The sequence below is a fragment of the Viridibacillus arenosi genome (assembly GCF_001955655.1).
Classification (GTDB): Bacteria; Bacillota; Bacilli; order Bacillales_A; family Planococcaceae; genus Viridibacillus; species Viridibacillus arenosi.
In genome coordinates this window covers 109,605-126,004 of record NZ_MSPW01000006.1, presented here as the reverse complement: position 1 = coordinate 126,004, position 16,400 = coordinate 109,605, and the positions used below count along the sequence as shown (strand labels likewise).

The 16,400-nt window shown below is 37.2% G+C and carries 19 protein-coding genes and 1 tRNA gene; 1 reads left to right on the top strand and 19 read right to left on the bottom strand.

Annotated features, from left to right (window positions below; genetic code table 11):
- Window positions 1-110 precede the first annotated feature (110 nt).
- Window positions 111-182: transfer RNA gene (locus BK137_RS12775), tRNA-Arg, on the bottom strand.
- Window positions 183-359: 177 nt separating this feature from the next.
- Here BK137_RS12775 and clpP point away from each other — a divergent pair.
- Window positions 360-950, top strand: a complete 591-nt coding sequence (clpP, locus tag BK137_RS12770; protein ID WP_038188848.1) for an ATP-dependent Clp endopeptidase proteolytic subunit ClpP — start codon at window positions 360-362, stop codon at window positions 948-950.
- A gap of 59 nt (window positions 951-1,009) precedes the next feature.
- Here clpP and BK137_RS12765 read toward each other — a convergent pair whose 3' ends face one another.
- The 18 genes from BK137_RS12765 to lgt form a co-directional block, all read right to left on the bottom strand.
- Complete coding sequence (locus BK137_RS12765) at window positions 1,010-1,267, bottom strand: HPr family phosphocarrier protein (protein WP_038188851.1); 258 nt, start codon at window positions 1,265-1,267, stop codon at window positions 1,010-1,012.
- 57 nt (window positions 1,268-1,324) lie between these two features.
- Window positions 1,325-2,272 carry a DNA-binding protein WhiA gene (gene whiA, locus BK137_RS12760; protein ID WP_038188854.1) on the bottom strand — a complete coding sequence of 316 codons (948 nt, stop codon included), beginning with the start codon at window positions 2,270-2,272 and terminating at the stop codon, window positions 1,325-1,327.
- A gap of 43 nt (window positions 2,273-2,315) precedes the next feature.
- Window positions 2,316-3,296 (bottom strand): gluconeogenesis factor YvcK family protein, encoded by a 981-nt coding sequence (locus BK137_RS12755; protein ID WP_038188857.1) that lies wholly within the window; start codon window positions 3,294-3,296, stop codon window positions 2,316-2,318.
- 4 nt (window positions 3,297-3,300) lie between these two features.
- Window positions 3,301-4,185: an RNase adapter RapZ gene (gene rapZ / locus BK137_RS12750; RefSeq protein ID WP_038188860.1), complete on the bottom strand. Its 885-nt coding sequence runs from the start codon at window positions 4,183-4,185 to the stop codon at window positions 3,301-3,303.
- Complete coding sequence (locus tag BK137_RS12745) at window positions 4,178-4,660, bottom strand: NUDIX domain-containing protein (RefSeq protein ID WP_038188863.1); 483 nt, start codon at window positions 4,658-4,660, stop codon at window positions 4,178-4,180. Before BK137_RS12745 ends, rapZ begins: the two co-directional genes overlap by 8 nt.
- Before the next feature lie 285 nt (window positions 4,661-4,945).
- Window positions 4,946-5,890: a thioredoxin-disulfide reductase gene (trxB, locus tag BK137_RS12740; RefSeq protein ID WP_038188865.1), complete on the bottom strand. Its 945-nt coding sequence runs from the start codon at window positions 5,888-5,890 to the stop codon at window positions 4,946-4,948.
- Between the two features lie 102 nt (window positions 5,891-5,992).
- Complete coding sequence (locus tag BK137_RS12735) at window positions 5,993-7,519, bottom strand: tetratricopeptide repeat protein (RefSeq protein ID WP_038188868.1); 1,527 nt, start codon at window positions 7,517-7,519, stop codon at window positions 5,993-5,995.
- 74 nt (window positions 7,520-7,593) lie between these two features.
- A complete protein-coding gene (hisIE, locus tag BK137_RS12730) occupies window positions 7,594-8,214 on the bottom strand; it encodes a bifunctional phosphoribosyl-AMP cyclohydrolase/phosphoribosyl-ATP diphosphatase HisIE (RefSeq protein WP_038188871.1) in 621 nt (206 codons plus the stop codon).
- Complete coding sequence (gene hisF / locus BK137_RS12725; RefSeq protein ID WP_038188874.1) at window positions 8,211-8,969, bottom strand: imidazole glycerol phosphate synthase subunit HisF; 759 nt, start codon at window positions 8,967-8,969, stop codon at window positions 8,211-8,213. The genes hisIE and hisF overlap by 4 nt, the downstream gene beginning before the upstream one ends.
- Window positions 8,969-9,706, bottom strand: coding sequence for a 1-(5-phosphoribosyl)-5-[(5-phosphoribosylamino)methylideneamino]imidazole-4-carboxamide isomerase (gene hisA / locus BK137_RS12720; RefSeq protein ID WP_038188877.1), 738 nt, complete (start codon window positions 9,704-9,706; stop codon window positions 8,969-8,971). The genes hisF and hisA overlap by 1 nt, the downstream gene beginning before the upstream one ends.
- Window positions 9,706-10,356: an imidazole glycerol phosphate synthase subunit HisH gene (hisH, locus tag BK137_RS12715; protein WP_038188879.1), complete on the bottom strand. Its 651-nt coding sequence runs from the start codon at window positions 10,354-10,356 to the stop codon at window positions 9,706-9,708. Before hisH ends, hisA begins: the two co-directional genes overlap by 1 nt.
- Complete coding sequence (gene hisB / locus BK137_RS12710) at window positions 10,353-11,003, bottom strand: imidazoleglycerol-phosphate dehydratase HisB (RefSeq protein WP_081730133.1); 651 nt, start codon at window positions 11,001-11,003, stop codon at window positions 10,353-10,355. The genes hisH and hisB overlap by 4 nt, the downstream gene beginning before the upstream one ends.
- Window positions 10,942-12,237 (bottom strand): histidinol dehydrogenase, encoded by a 1,296-nt coding sequence (gene hisD, locus BK137_RS12705; protein WP_038188885.1) that lies wholly within the window; start codon window positions 12,235-12,237, stop codon window positions 10,942-10,944. The genes hisB and hisD overlap by 62 nt, the downstream gene beginning before the upstream one ends.
- 15 nt (window positions 12,238-12,252) lie before the next feature.
- On the bottom strand, window positions 12,253-12,876 hold the full coding sequence (gene hisG / locus BK137_RS12700) for an ATP phosphoribosyltransferase (protein WP_038188889.1): 624 nt from the start codon (window positions 12,874-12,876) through the stop codon (window positions 12,253-12,255).
- Window positions 12,877-12,889: 13 nt separating this feature from the next.
- Complete coding sequence (locus BK137_RS12695) at window positions 12,890-14,038, bottom strand: ATP phosphoribosyltransferase regulatory subunit (protein ID WP_038188892.1); 1,149 nt, start codon at window positions 14,036-14,038, stop codon at window positions 12,890-12,892.
- Between the two features lie 121 nt (window positions 14,039-14,159).
- Entirely contained in the window at window positions 14,160-14,684 is a 525-nt protein-coding gene (locus BK137_RS12690; protein ID WP_038188895.1) for an acyltransferase, read from the bottom strand.
- Complete coding sequence (ppaX, locus tag BK137_RS12685) at window positions 14,671-15,336, bottom strand: pyrophosphatase PpaX (RefSeq protein ID WP_038188898.1); 666 nt, start codon at window positions 15,334-15,336, stop codon at window positions 14,671-14,673. Before ppaX ends, BK137_RS12690 begins: the two co-directional genes overlap by 14 nt.
- A 235-nt stretch (window positions 15,337-15,571) precedes the next feature.
- Entirely contained in the window at window positions 15,572-16,381 is an 810-nt protein-coding gene (gene lgt, locus BK137_RS12680; protein WP_038188901.1) for a prolipoprotein diacylglyceryl transferase, read from the bottom strand.
- Window positions 16,382-16,400 lie beyond the last annotated feature (19 nt).

The following is a 16,400-nucleotide window of genomic DNA, read 5'->3' as shown; positions in this document are numbered from 1 at the left end:
GTTTATTATTCTATTGATTTGGGCATATTATCATTATTGGAGCCCATCATACAAAAACATCTATGTCGCTATTTAAATAACGACATAGATGTTTAAAGTGCAGTTATATACGCCCTCGGAGGGAATCGAACCCCCAGTCTAAGAACCGGAATCTTATGTGTTATCCATTACACTACGAGGGCAATTCATCAATTGCGACTTTTCTATTATACAAAGGAAACCAAAACAATTCAACCATAGGATTATTGGATTCGAATCATTTGACCTTCCTTGACCATAATGTGTATGATAAAGGTGCAATAGAAGCAAATTGCTTTTATACAGGAAAATTGAATTTACCTTTTGAGGAGGATATTCTTATGAACTTAATCCCTACAGTTATTGAACAGACAAACCGCGGTGAACGTGCTTATGACATTTACTCACGCTTATTGAAAGACCGTATTATTATGTTAGGTAGCGCTATCGATGACAACGTTGCAAACGCTATTGTTGCTCAACTTTTATTCCTAGAAGCTGAAGATCCAGAGAAAGATATCTCTATATACATTAACAGTCCTGGTGGTAGCATTACAGCTGGTATGGCAATCTACGATACTATGCAATTCATCAAACCAAATGTACAAACAATTTGTATCGGTATGGCTGCATCTATGGGTGCTTTCTTACTTGCCGCTGGTGAAAAAGGGAAACGCTTTGCATTACCGAATGCTGAAGTGATGATTCACCAACCACTTGGTGGCGCACAAGGTCAAGCGACTGAAATTGAAATTGCTGCAAAACGCATTTTATTCCTTCGTGAAAAACTAAACAGTATTTTATCTGAACGTACAGGTCAACCAATCGAAGTTATAGCAAAAGACACAGATCGTGATAACTTCATGACAGCTGAGCGTGCGAAAGAATATGGTCTAATCGATCAAATTTTTGAACGTAACGAAATTAAATAAACATCTAAAAAACCGCTATTCTCGTAAGATGAGAATAGCGGTTTTTATATTTTATTCATTTAATCCTCAGATTGAATTAGTTTTACTAGACCATTTAATGCAAGTGCTTCATCGGCACCATCTGCAGTTAAAATGACTTTAGATCCTTTTGCAACAGCCAAACTCATAATACCCATAATACTTTTAGCATTTACTTTTTTATTATCTTTCGTCAAAAATACATCCGCAGAGTAGCGATTTGCTTCTTGTACGAACAAAGCCGCCTGTCTTGCTTGTAGTCCTGATTTAAGTTTTACTTCTACTTGTTGTTCTGCCATTCGTTTTACTCCTCCTATAATTACTTATATATTCATTATCCGTGCGTCTTCATTCCATTAAAGTTTAACCACTTCGCCTCTACGCAATGATTCAGCAATATCATCAATTTTACGTAGGCGATGATTGACACCTGATTTACTAACAGTACCTGCTGATACCATTTCACCAAGTTCTTTTAATGTCACTTCTTGATACTCCACACGTAATCGAGCAATCTCTCTAAGCTTCTCAGGTAGTTGATCAATCCCAATACTATGATCGATATATCGGATATTTTCTACTTGACGAACAGCTGCTCCAATCGTTTTGTTTAAATTAGCCGTCTCACAGTTCACAAGTCGATTCACGCTATTTCTCATATCACGTACAATACGCACATCTTCAAATTTCATCATGGCTTGATGTGCACCTACTAAACTTAAAAAGTCTGAAATTTTCTCAGCTTCTTTTAAGTATGTGACAAATCCTTTTTTTCTTTCGATTGTTTTTGCATTTAAATCGAATTTATTCATTAAATCAGCCAGTGCCTCACCATGCTCTTTATATAACGAATACACTTCTAAATGATACGCGGAAGTTTCCGGATTATTGACAGATCCACCAGCTAAAAATGCGCCTCTTAAATATGAACGCTTACTACTAGTTGTATCGACTAAACCTTCTGCAATTGTATGATTGAACAAAAAGTTTCCAGAGACAATTTCTAAATCCTCTAAAATTTCTTTTGCCCCTTCTCTCACACGGCAGATATAAACATTATTCTTCTTTAAACGCATTTTCTTTCGCACAAGAAGCTCCACTCTATAACTATAGAACCTCTTCATTACTGTATAGATTCTTCGTGCGATTGCTGCATTTTCAGTTTGAATATCAAGACTAAGTTGACGGTTTGCAAATGACAGAGAGCCATTCATTCTGATGAGGGCAGATAATTCTGCTTTTAAGCCTGTATCGCCTGCTTCAACTTGTGTTAATTCTTTTTTTGTTTCTGAAGCAAATGACATATTAACCCTCCTCTCTATCATGATTTATATAAAACAACGGATTTTATATCATTTTTATGTCACTGTTAAAAGAATGAGCATACTCTACTAACCATTCAGCAACCTTTGAGGCTTCATGACGTACAACGCCATCATGAGTTGTAGCAATTTCTTTTTTCACTACTTGGATACCCATTTTTTCTAATACTCCAACATCAAAAAAAACTGGCTCTGCTTCTTCTTCTTTATAAGCCGCTCTTACAGATGCTGGTACCTCTTCTTTATTAATTAATATCGTTTCGATAAAAGGTTGCCCTAAATGATCGTTTAATGCTTTTACATGGTCTGATGCTGCAAAGTTTTGTGTTTCTCCTGCTTGCGTCATAAGATTACATATATACACTTTCTTTCCTTTAGCACTAATAATGGCCTCTTGAATATCATCCACTAACAGATTCGGTAAAATACTCGTATATAAACTTCCAGGTCCTATAATAATAATATCCGCTTTTTTGATTGCGCTTACAGATTCTGGTAGCGGTTTCACATCCTCAGGCGATAAAAAGATTCTTTTGATGCCTGTATTGAATGTCGGAATTTTAGATTCACCTTTTACAATTGTACCATCAATTAGCTCGGCAAAAAGGGTAATTCTTTGATTTGCTGCTGGCAATACTTTACCGTGCACATTTAAGACACGACTCATTTCTCGAATTGCATGCGAAAAATCGCCAGTAATCTCAGTTAATGCGGTTAACATCAAGTTACCTAGTGAATGACCACTTAAATCTTCAGATGCTGAAAATCGATATTGGAACATTTCTTCTACCAGAGGTTCGACTTCAGATAGTGCAGCGATGACATTTCGTACATCGCCTGGTGGCGGTATTTCGTAGTCATCTCTTAATCTACCCGAGCTCCCCCCATCATCCGCTACCGTCACAATGGCAGTTATATCAATAGGGAACTTTTTCAAACCTCGTAAAAGAGTAGATAATCCAGTCCCTCCACCAAGAATGACGATACGCGTATTTCGTTTCCCCATAGAATTAGCCCTTTCTTTTTGCAATATCGCGATGCGTAATAACCGTTGGCACATCTTTATTCAAATAATCACCAAAATATTCGGCTAATGTAACAGAGCGGTGCTGCCCCCCCGTGCAACCAAATGCAATAATGAGTTGTGTTTTACCCTCTTTTTTATATAGAGGCAACATAAATTCAAATAAATCTGTCAGTTTTTTTATTAATGTCTGTGCTTCATCATATTTTAGAACATATGATGATACGTCCTTCTCTAATCCTGTTTTAGGGCGTAAACTCTCCACATAATAAGGATTCGGTAAAAAACGCACATCAAATACTAAGTCTGCGTCAATTGGAAGGCCATGCTTAAAGCCGAATGACATAACATTGACTGTGAATCTTCGAGAATTTACACCTGAAAATTGCGCAATAATTCGCTCACGTAACTCTCGAGGTTTCATACTTGATGTATTATATATAAATTGTGCTTTTTGTTTCACTTCAGCAAGTAATTCTCTTTCGTGATGAATTCCTTCTAACGGCAATCCACCAGCAGGAGCAAGTGGGTGTGAGCGGCGTGTTTCTTTATATCGTCTCACTAATGTTTCGTTATCTGCATCTAAGAACAAAATTTTTGTCGCAACTAAATCTTGCTTCTCGATTTGTTCTAATGCATCAATTAGTGATGAAAAGAAATCACCACCTCGTAAATCCATCACAGCTGCGATACGAGAAAATTCTTTTTTAGATTCTTTCATTAGAGTTAAGAAAGTTGGTAGTAATGCAGGTGGTAAATTATCGATGCAGTAAAAACCTAAGTCTTCAAAACTTTGGATTACGACAGTTTTTCCTGCTCCAGACATCCCTGTAATAATGATCAATTCGTTAACCGGTTGAGTGCTAGGCATTGATGCCATCTCCTTCAGTTGAAATTTGAATTGTTTCATTTAATAGTTCAAAATCTTCTGTATAAGTAAAAGTACCGTATTGCATGCCTTTTTCGTTTACGGCAAACAATAAATTAGTACGATCTCCTTCAGCCATCGGTAAATGGTTCAAGCTTTCAATTGGATGCCATTCCAGAACACCTTCAACTGTATCTTCATAAGGCGTACCTTCTAAGCCATCTGCAACAAATGTAAAGAGCATCCACTCATTTACAATATCTTGATCATTTTTTATCACCATTGTATATATACCTTTTAAATGCGGGTTTAAAGGGATTGTCCCCGTTTCTTCCCTGAATTCCCGGTTAGCAGCTGTAAAAATAGACTCCCCACTCTCTATTTTACCACCCGGCGCAACATACCAGCCTCGTCGTGGTTTTTTTAGTAAAAGAACTTTGTTATCTTTTCTAACAATCAAATTTGCTATTCTCTGCACACACGACACTCCAAATCATTGTAAACTTATAATCATTATTATACATTGTTACACCTTTAGCGTACAAAAATATGTCCGAAAGGACAGTGATTTCACTAATCTAGTCCCTTTTCAATAACAATATAGCCTCCATATATAAAAAAGAGGCTGCTTCAAACGGCAAATTACCGCGAAACAGCCTTACCAATATATCTATCTTAATAGGGGGTTATTGCATTTACAACTATACCCTTATTATATTGCAAATGAGTTACAGCTATGTTAAGAAGACGTTAAAATCAGCAATTAATTACTAATTTTTTCTTTTAACATTTCAACATAATGTTGAACCGCTTGAGCTGCGATACTACCATCACCAGTTGCAGTTACGATTTGACGTAATGTTTTTTCACGTACGTCACCAGCAGCGAAGATACCAGGAATACTTGTTTCCATCTCTTCATTTGTTGGGATATATCCAGCTTCATTTAAGATTCCTAGACCCTCAAATGGTTTTGTTAATGGTAACATGCCAATATATACGAATACACCATCAGCAGCAAATTCTTGTTCAGTACCATCCACAGTAGAAACAAGCGTTACACTGCCTACTTTTCCGTTCTCTTCATTCACTTGTTTAACAGTGTTGTTCCAAATAAAATCAATTTTCTCGTTAGCAAATGCACGATCTTGAATGATTTTTTGGGCACGTAATTTATCACGACGGTGAACGATTGTTACTTTTTCCGCAAAGCGAGTTAAGTAAATTCCTTCTTCAACAGCAGAGTCTCCTCCACCAACAACAACTAGGTTTTTATTTTTGAAGAATGCCCCATCACATACTGCACAATAACTTACACCACGGCCACCAAGTTCTTTTTCACCAGGTACGCCCATTTTTTTGTATTCAGCACCAGTTGTAATAATGATGGCACGTGTTTTAAATTCTTTTGAGCCTGCTTTAATTGTTTTATATTCTTCACCATCGATAATTTCAGTAACATCGCCATAAGCATATTCAGCACCGAATTTTTTCGCGTGGTCAAACATTTTAGTAGATAATTCAGGTCCTAAAATAGAATCGAAACCAGGATAGTTTTCAACTTCTTCTGTATTAGCCATTTGTCCACCTGGAATACCACGTTCTAGCATTAATGTAGATAAGTTGGCACGTGAAGTATAAACGGCAGCTGTCATCCCTGCTGGACCTGCACCGATAATAACTACATCATAAATTTTCTCTTCTGACATATCTGTTCCTCCTAGATCTGTATAAAGCATTTCATTATATTCAATATCCATGGTAGAGGATAACTGGTGTACGTTCAATATTTCTGCTTACCATTTCGACATTTAAGCGTCGAATCCAGGTAAAAAATGTATTAATTCGTTCACATATTTCGTCAAAGTAGTTGTTGTAACCCCATACGCTTCTGCAACTGACTTTTTAGTAACACTTTTCATACGAGAGGATTTATACATATAATCCACTGCTGCTACAAGTGCCTTTGGATTCTTGAATTGATAATTTTCCTCTAACGCTCTTTCGCATAATACGAACCACATTTGAAATAGAAATGTGTTAGGCATTGAAATAGGCATCGATTGCATATATAAAATATCTGAAGCTTCCATAGCTCTTAAAAACGGTAGAATACTTTTATCCTGCGCATCAAATTCATGCTCAAGTGCATATGCTAGAAATAGTTTTTCCATCGAAGAATATTCATCGACATCAATCCAACCTGGATGTGCAATAATTTCCTGCTTGTGTACTGTTTTACCTAATAAATATAGACCAAATAATCGGTCACTACGGTATTTACTTTCAAGCTTTTCAACGATAAATTCTCGATTTTGCTCGATAGCATTTGGGTTTGTCACACGGCTCTCATGTGCCCATGGCTCAAAGCCGTCCTTATCAGGATCGATTTCCAATAGTTTTTTCCAAGCACTTTTCCCAACAGCTTTTCTACCTGAGAAATAAGCTGCATGGGATAGCCAAAAGTAAAATCCAGGATCGCCTTCAAACCCACGTTTTTGCAAACTACGTAACCATTTATAAGCTTCTTCATAACGACCAACGAGAGCTAATGTAGCCCCTAATTTATAACGGTGGTCAAATGAGTATGGTTGGATTTTTACTAATAACTCAAGTAGCTCGTCCAACTCTTCTTTATTTTTTTCGTAGTAAGCCATGACCGTTAAATTACAAAGGGCATGTAAATTACCAAAATTCCCTTTTAACACTTGATGCAATAACGCTCTTGCTTGTTCAGATTCTCCTAGATAAAAATAAGCAAGTGATAAGTTATTATAGGCTGCCCAGAAATCAGGGTTATCTTGAATAATCTCTTCAAATTGCTCAATGGCCTCTTTAAAATTTCCCTCTTCCATCATACGGCGAGCTTTTTCTTGTAAATACACAGCTTCTGAATCTTGCGGTTCATCAGATGTTGGTTGCTCTTTCATCTGTTCAGAGAAATCAATAATTTCAAGCGCTTCTTCAGCATAAACACCTTGTTGATCTAACTCTAGATAAAGCTTTGCGTATTTTCCTGCTTCATCTGACATACCTAGATGAGCAGAGACTTCAGCTAAAAACAATACTATTTCCGGTTCATCAGGGTCAATTGAATGAGCTTTTCTTAATAGCTCTAAAGCATGATCATGCTGTTCAAGCTCCATTTTTATAACACCATATTGCATAAGTATAAGTGAATCTTCAGGACTAAGTTCCACTGCTCTTTGTAAGTATTTATGCGCCTTATCAAACTGCTCTCGATCTAACGCTTGTAATGCTTTATTATAATAAAAATTCCCATCTGGAATAAAAGATACGACATTTTCTCGCGGTTTTAGTTTACGTTTTTTCTCCAAAAAAATTCCTCCGAAAAAAATAAGGAACGTATAGAAACGTCCCTTATACTCTAGTATCCTTCATTATAACATATTTAATGTTGCTCATGCCGTTTTTGAAGTACACCTAAAACTTCAAATACATCCATCTTTTGTTCTTGTAATAGAACCAATAAGTGATAAATTAAATCTGCTGTTTCCCATTTCAATTCTTCGGCATCGCGGTTTTTTGAAGCTATAACAACCTCTGTTGCTTCCTCACCAACTTTTTTACAAATTTTATCGATACCTTCATTAAATAGATAAGTTGTATATGCACCCTCTGGCATTTCCTTTTCGCGGTTTTGAATAACACTACGAAGCTCAGTAATAATTTCTAAAGAACCCAAATTTTCCGTTTTTTCTTTTATGGTTTCTGTAAAGCAACTTGTCGTACCATTATGACAAGCAGGTCCTGTTGGTAAGACTTCTACAACCAGAGCATCTTTGTCGCAGTCAGCACGAATAGCTATCACTTTTTGTGTGTTACCACTTGTAGCTCCTTTGTTCCAAAGTTCTTCACGAGAACGGCTATAAAACCACGTTTCACCTGTCGCTAATGTTTTTTCTAAAGATTCTTTGTTCATGTATGCAACAGTTAGTACTTCTTTCGTTTGTGCATCTTGTACTACTGTAGTAATCAAACCTTTTTCGTTAAATTGGAGATTTTCTATCATCTCACAAACACTCCCTTTTGTCGCAATTCATTTTTCACTTCTGCGACACTTGTTTCTTTATAGTGAAATATAGAAGCCGCTAGTGCAGCATCTGCATCTACATGTTGTAAAACATCATAAAAGTGATCCGCGTTTCCAGCCCCACCACTCGCAATAATTGGTACGTTGACAGCTTCACGGATTGCTTTTGTTAAAGGTAAATCAAAGCCACTTTTCTCTCCATCTTGATCCATACTTGTAACTAATAATTCACCTGCTCCCAGTCTTACTGCTTCTTTCGCCCAAGCCACTGCTTGCCAATCCGTTTTGTTGCGCCCACCATGCGTATAGACCATCCAAGTACCGTCTTCTTCGCTCCACTTAGCATCGATTGCCACCACGATACATTGTGCTCCGAAGTAATCGGAGCCTTCTTTAATAAGTTCTGGACGTTGCAAAGCAGACGAATTAACTGATACTTTATCTGCACCAGCACGAAGCAGTCGTTTCATATCTTCAAGTGTTCGAATACCGCCTCCTACTGTAAAAGGAATCGCTAATGTAGAAGCTGTTTGTCGTACGACATCAACCATCGTTTCACGTCCTTCATGCGAAGCAGAAATATCTAAAAAAACAAGCTCATCTGCGCCTTGTTCATTATAAAACTTAGCAAGCTCTACAGGATCACCAGCCTCTCGTAATGAGACGAATTGAACGCCTTTTACAACGCGTCCTTCCTTCACATCAAGACATGGAATAATTCGTTTTGTAAGCATTATTCCGCCTCCTTAAGTGCCTCTGGCAATGTAAATCGACCTGCGTAAAGAGCTTTACCAATAATCACACCTGCAACTGACGAATTTTGTGCAGCTTCTTTTACTCGCTGAATATCTACAAGTGAACTGATACCACCAGATACGATAATCTCGGCATTTGTTGCCTCAGCTAATTTCACATTCGCTGGAATATTCGGGCCAGCTAAAGTACCATCTGTTGCAATATCAGTGAAAACAAAATATTTTGCGCCTGCCTTAGCAAAATATTTTCCTACTTCAATTGCAGCCTTATTAGACGTCTCAAGCCAACCATGTGTCGCTACCATGCCATCCTTTGCATCTAGTCCAATTACTATGCGTTCTGCACCAAATTCTTCTATAAAGTTAGCAACAAGCTCTGGTTCACGAATGGCTAGACTGCCAATAATCACCCGATGAACCCCATTTTCAAGATAGTAGCGTACATCCTCCTCAGAACGAATACCACCACCTATTTGCACTTTCACTGGTAATTTTTTTGCAACACGTATAACTTCAGCTGCATGTGTACGTTCACCGTCTTTAGCACCATCTAAATCGACCATATGTATAAAGCTTGCACCTTCTTCTACAAAGCTTTTTGCCATTTCAAAAGGAGAGTCTGCGTACACTGTTTCTTGTGCGTAATCGCCTTTAAATAGGCGTACGCATTTGCCACCTCTCATATCGATTGCTGGGAAAACTTGAATTGAACTCATTACAATACAACTCCTTTTTTTACACCATCTAACCACCGCTTCAATAGTAGTACACCGAATTCACTTGATTTTTCAGGGTGAAATTGCATACCTGTAATAGAACCTTTTTGTACAATACCTGGCACTTGTTCATTGCCATAATGAGCAAAAGCAACTAGATCCGCTCGATCCATATTAGTTGCGAAGTATGAATGAACAAAATAGACGAAACGATTGTCTGTCATTTCATCTTCTTGTAACCATTCTGGACGTTGAGCAAATTGTAGTTCGTTCCATCCCATATGTGGTACTCGATAGGCACTACCATCATCATTAATTCCAGCAAAGCGCTCAATCTCCCCATTGAAAATACCTAGTCCTTTACCACTGCCATTCTCCGCGCTTCCTTGAAATAATAACTGCATACCTAAACAAATACCTAATAAGGGTATATTGCTTTTTTCCACCTCATTTATTAGTGAAACTAAATTCGTTTCTTGTAGTCGTTTCATAGCATCTTTAAAAGCACCTACCCCAGGTAAAATAAGGGCATCTGTTGCTAATAGCTCTTCTTTGTCAGCAGATACTATAACTTCATAACCTAGGCGTTTAATAGCCTGTTCAACGCTAAATAAATTCCCCATACCATAATCGATTATGCCAATTTTCATGTTAACAGCCCCTTAGTTGAAGGTACACCTTTCACACGTGGATCAATCGATACCGCATCATCAATCGCTCTAGCTAGCGCTTTGAAGATTGCTTCGATAATATGATGAGCATTGTGTCCATAAGGAACAATAACATGAACATTCATACGAGCCTCTAATGCAAATTTCCATAAAAATTCATGTACTAGCTCCGTATCAAATGTACCAACTTTGTCTGTCGGGATATCTACTCGGAATTCTAAGTGTGGACGATTTGAACAATCAATAACAACTTGTGCTAATGCATCATCCATTGGCACAAATGCGTTACCATAGCGCTTAATACCTTTTTTATCACCTAACGCTTCTTTAATTGCTTGACCTAACACAATTCCTAAATCCTCTGTTGTATGGTGATCATCAATATATGTATCACCATTTGCAGTAATAGAACCGTCAAATAAACCATGTTTCATAAATAGATCTAACATATGGTCCATAAAAGGAACACCCGTTGAAATAGTAGATTTCCCTTCACCATCTAAATTAATTTCTACTGCAATCTGAGTTTCATTTGTTTTTCGTTCGATTTTTGCAAAACGTTTTTTAGTTGCTTCCACTTGATTCGTCTCCTTTATCCCAACCTCTAGACTCCACTGCTCTGGCATGAGCTTCTAACCCTTCTAATCTGGCAAGCCTAGCTATTTTCGGTGAATTTTGTGCCCAAGTTTCTTTTGTATAATAAACAACACTTGTTTTTTTAATAAAATCATCAACATTCAAGCCACTAGCAAAACGCGCAGTACTATTTGTTGGTAACACGTGATTTGTGCCCGCAAAATAATCTCCTACTGGTTCTGAACTATAGCGTCCAATAAAAATAGCGCCTGCATTACGAATTTGCTCAGCAACAGCTTCCGCATTGTCAGTAACAATTTCTAAATGTTCTGGTGCTAATTGATTGATCGCTTGTACTGCTTCAGCGAGCGTTTCAGCTATATAAATACTGCCAAAGTTTTCAATTGCCTTACGCGCAATTGCTTCTCGCGGTAATGATGTTAGCTGATTTTCAACTTCCTCCGCTACTTCTTCAGCAAACCTTTCACTCGTTGTAACTAATATCGCACATGCCATAGGGTCATGTTCGGCTTGAGATAATAAGTCTGCTGCAATCTCATCTGCATATGCATTTTCATCTGCAATAATAGCAATTTCACTTGGTCCAGCGATCATATCAATGGCTACTTCACCAAACACTTCACGTTTAGCTAATGCAACAAAAATATTTCCTGGCCCTGTAATTTTATCAACTGCTTGAATCGATTCTGTACCGTAAGCAAGAGCACCAATTGCCTGTGCACCACCAATTTTATAAATCTCTGTAATCCCTAAAATGGATGCAGCAGTTAGAACAGCAGCTGGTAGCTTACCGTCTTTTCCTGGAGGTGAAACTAAAACGATGCGCTCAACACCAGCTACTTGAGCTGGAATAACATTCATTAAAACAGATGATGGGTAAGCAGCTGAACCTCCTGGCACATAAAGACCAACAGACGCTAACGCTGTAATACGTTGACCTAACCATGAATTATTTTCCAGATTTAGTTGATAACCTTGGCGCTTTTGCTTGTCATGGTATGCTCGAATATTCAATGCAGCTTCTTTTAAATCCTCAACTAATTGTGCATCCATACTGCTGACTGCTTCGGACATTTCTTCTGGTGACACGCGCAATTCATTGAGCAAAACACCGTCCCATTTGGCACCATATCCTTTGACAGCAGCATCGCCATTTTGACGAACATTGGCAAGTACTTCCCTTACTGTTTGTAATTGCTCCTCGTTGCCGCTCTCTAATGGACGTTTTAAGGTTATATTATTTGTTAAGTTTTGAATCTTCATCGTTTAAACCTTCTCTCATTTCACACATTTTTTTAAACGTTTTACGAGATCTTGAATACGCTCATTCTTCATGCGATAGCTCACAGGATTGGCGATCAATCGAGAGGAAACATCCGTAATGTGTTCATATTCAACTAGCCCATTTTCTTTTAAGGTTTGACCAGTTGAAACAATATCCACAATGCGGTCAGCAAGTCCTATCATTGGAGCTAATTCAATCGAACCGTTTAGTCCAATAATTTCAACTTGTTCTCCTTTTTCACGGTAATAGTGGGAGGCAACTGCTGGATATTTCGTCGCTATACGTGGCGCAATATCATTTAACTTAGTATTTGGTAATCCCGCAGAAGCGATATAACATTTACTAATTTTCAAATCAAGTAATTCATGTACCGCTCTTCCTTGTTCTAGCAAAACATCTTTTCCTGCTATACCAATATCAGCTACACCATGTTCAACATATGTAGGTACGTCCATTGGCTTTGCTAGTATGAAGCGAATTTTTTCAGATGGAATTTCAATCATTAATTTACGTGATATTTCAACATCTTCTGGCAAGTCAAAACCTGCTTGAATGAGCATTTCATATGCTTCTTCGAAAATGCGCCCTTTAGGCATTGCGATTGTCAATTCAGTCATGTTCGATTCCTCCTTACCCAATACGTACAACTTTTGAAAAGAGTTGCTCAAATACTGCTATATTCTCTATACCTTCAATCGATTGCAATGTCGTGCGTTTACCTTCTTTACGAAGAGTAGCTGCCTTTGCTACTGCTTTTGGAAACTCATTCTGCGCAAATAATACGAGCACCTCTTCTTGATCCTTTTGAAATGAAGGCATGACTTCCAACAGTTGATCGACACGTAACCCAAAACCAATTGCTCCAACCTGTGATCCAAATTCATCAAGTAATCCATCGTAGCGTCCACCATTTCCTAACGGAAAACCTGCTCCTGTAGCAAATACTTCAAATAGCATGCCACTGTAGTAATTCATATGACTCGCTAATGTGAAATCAAAATAAATGTACTTTTCCACTTCAGAAATAGCTAAAATCTTTTGCAATCTTTCCATATATATAAAATCATCTTTTTCTATTAAGTATTTATCAATTTGGTTAATGTTATTTAGATCTGTCGCTTCTTCAATAAAAGTTAATAATGTTTGTTTGTTTTTCTGAGGCAACTCAAAAAACTTAACCGCTTCTTCAAAACCTACAATATTCTTTTCTACAAGTAGTTTATGTAATTCTTTGAATTGCTCTTCTGTTCTGACATTTTGAGTTAGAATAGCATTTAGAATACCTACATTTCCGATTGTTAACTTAAATTGTTTTACTTCTAATGCTTTTAGTAGTTCAATCACCGTCAATAAAACTTCAGCGTCAGCATATACAGAAGGATCTCCAATAATTTCAACACCCATTTGTTCAAATTCTGCTGGGCGTCCACCTTCTGTCTCTTGAGCGCGGAATACATTTGAAAAATAAGCTAAACGTAATGGAATCTTTTCTTTTAATAACTTCGATGATGCAACACGTGCAATTGGTGTTGTCATATCTGGACGAAGCACTAATGTATTACCTTGACTATCTACTAGCTTAAATAAAGAAGACTCAACGATTGCAGAGGCTTTACCAACCGTATCGTAATATTCAAGCGTTGGTGTTTTTATAAAGTCAAAACCTCTCAGTTGTAGAAAGTCTCGACCGGTCTGTCTGACAACTTCTTTTTTTTCAAAAATCTTTGGAAACGTATCGCGCATTCCAAGTGGTTTTTCAAACATTCGAATCGGTGACATAATGACACTTCCTAATCTATATACTTTAGTTCACTAGAGTGATAGAGTGATGATGCATGAAAGTATTTTATCTCAATTCTTACATGCCGTCAATAGAAAAAACTCATAAAGTATACAAACTTTATGAGTTTTTAGAATTCACTGACTTTTTGACATCCATTTGTTCCTTCGTGTAAATGATTTGCATCGGATTACCTCCAACAAAAGCGCCAGCTGGAACATCTCTATTCACTAATGTTGCAGCAGAGACAATTGCGTCATCTCCAATGCTAATGCCAGGCAATATTGTTGAATTTGCACCAATCATTACACGATCCCCAATAATGACATCGCCTAATCTATATTCTTCTATTAAATATTCATGCGCTAAAATCGTCGTATTATAGCCAATGATCGTATTACTTCCAACTTGAATGCGTTCGGGAAACATCGTATCTGGCATTACCATTAAAGCAAAAGCCGTCTTATCTCCTATTTTCATTTTCAAAAATGTACGATACAGCCAGTTTTTCATCGATAAAAATGGCGTATAACGCGCTATTTGAATAACGATGAATGTTTTTGCTACCTTCCAAAAGGAAACTGTTTTATAAATTTGCCAAAGAGAACTTGCACCTTCAACAGGATATCTCTCAGTTCTCCTCATAGGTGACTTCCTCAACAATCTCTAGTAAGTCACTCAAATGATGCAACATATAATCAGGTTTGAATTGTGCCAAGAATGCTTCACCCTTCAATGACCATGCAACGCCCGCTGTTTTTACTCCAGCGTTTTTACCACCTTCAATATCGTGAGTATTATCGCCTATCATTATCACTTCATCTTTTTGTAAACCCATCTTCTCAAGTGCTAATAAAATTGGTTCTGGATCTGGCTTCACATTTTTCACATCATCTAAACCAATAATGACTTCAAATAGTCCTTCTGCTTTTAAAACACGAAGTCCTCTTGATAGCATATCTTGTCGTTTTGTTGAGACAATCGCAAGTCGAATTCCAGCTTCTTTCAGTGCTAGTAATGTTTCTAAAACACCGTCAAATTCTCTTACAAGTTCATCATGATGAGCAATATTCCATTTTCGATAATCTTGTACTAGCTCATCTACACGCTCTAAATCGACATTTGAAAATGTTTCTTTTAAAGATGGCCCTAAAAATGGTAAAACATCTTCTCTGCTATATTTCCCGGGGAATTTAGTCTCTAATACATGTAAAAAAGTTTGTATGATAAGCTCATTTGTATCTAATAAAGTACCGTCAAAGTCGAATAATAGTGCTTTAATTTTTCTATTTGTCATACGAATGCGGCTCCTTTTTCTTTCTTTTCTTCATTTCTTCGTCAAAGTGTTGTTACAGCTACAAAAAAACGAATGGGGTCGTAATACGATTAAAAATAACGACAATTTAGGGATTCTAACGCCCCGCCCAAAAATGTATATAGCTTCATCAACTATCTGATAAGCATTAATGACCAAGCTAATTTCAGCCTGGCCATTAAAACTCTTTTAGCGTTCCATTCGCTACTCTTCAATATTACTTATCTAAATACTTTACAACTGGTTTTACTTTCATTCTTCTGTAGATGAAAAGTGCAACACCTATCACTAAACCGATTAATGATACAATTTGTGCCATGCGCAAATCACCTATTAATAAACTATCAGTACGTAATCCTTCTACGAAGAAACGACCAAACGAATACCAAATAATATAAGTTAAGAATATTTCACCACGTCGTAAGTTCACTTTTCGTAAGGCTAGTAACAATACGAGACCAACTACATTCCATAGTGATTCATATAAGAAAGTAGGATGATGGTAAATACCGTTCACATTCATCTGCTCAATAATCCAATTTGGCAAATACAATCCTTCTAAGAAATCGCGTGTCACAGCATCGCCAAAAGCCTCTTGGTTTATAAAATTACCCCAACGACCAATAATTTGACCTACTATTAAGCTTGGTGCTAATACATCTGCAATCTTCCAAAAACTAACCCCATGCTTTTTAGCAAAAATATATGTAGTAATAAATGCACCGATTAGTGCACCGTGTATGGCAATCCCACCATGCCAAATCTGAATAATCTCACCAGGATTTGCACTATAGAAATCCCATTTAAATATCACGTAGTAAATTCTGGCACAAATAATAGAAATTGGTACTGCCCAAATCAATAAATCTGTTAAAAAATCATTATGAAATCCACGTTTCACCATTTCTCGTTGCCCAATCAAAAAGGCAATAATAATGCCTGTCGCAATAATAACACCGTACCATCTAATTGAAATTGGTCCTAACTCAAGTGCTACTGGGTTAATTTGTAATAATATTGAATCCATACTCTTCTCCTTCCAAATT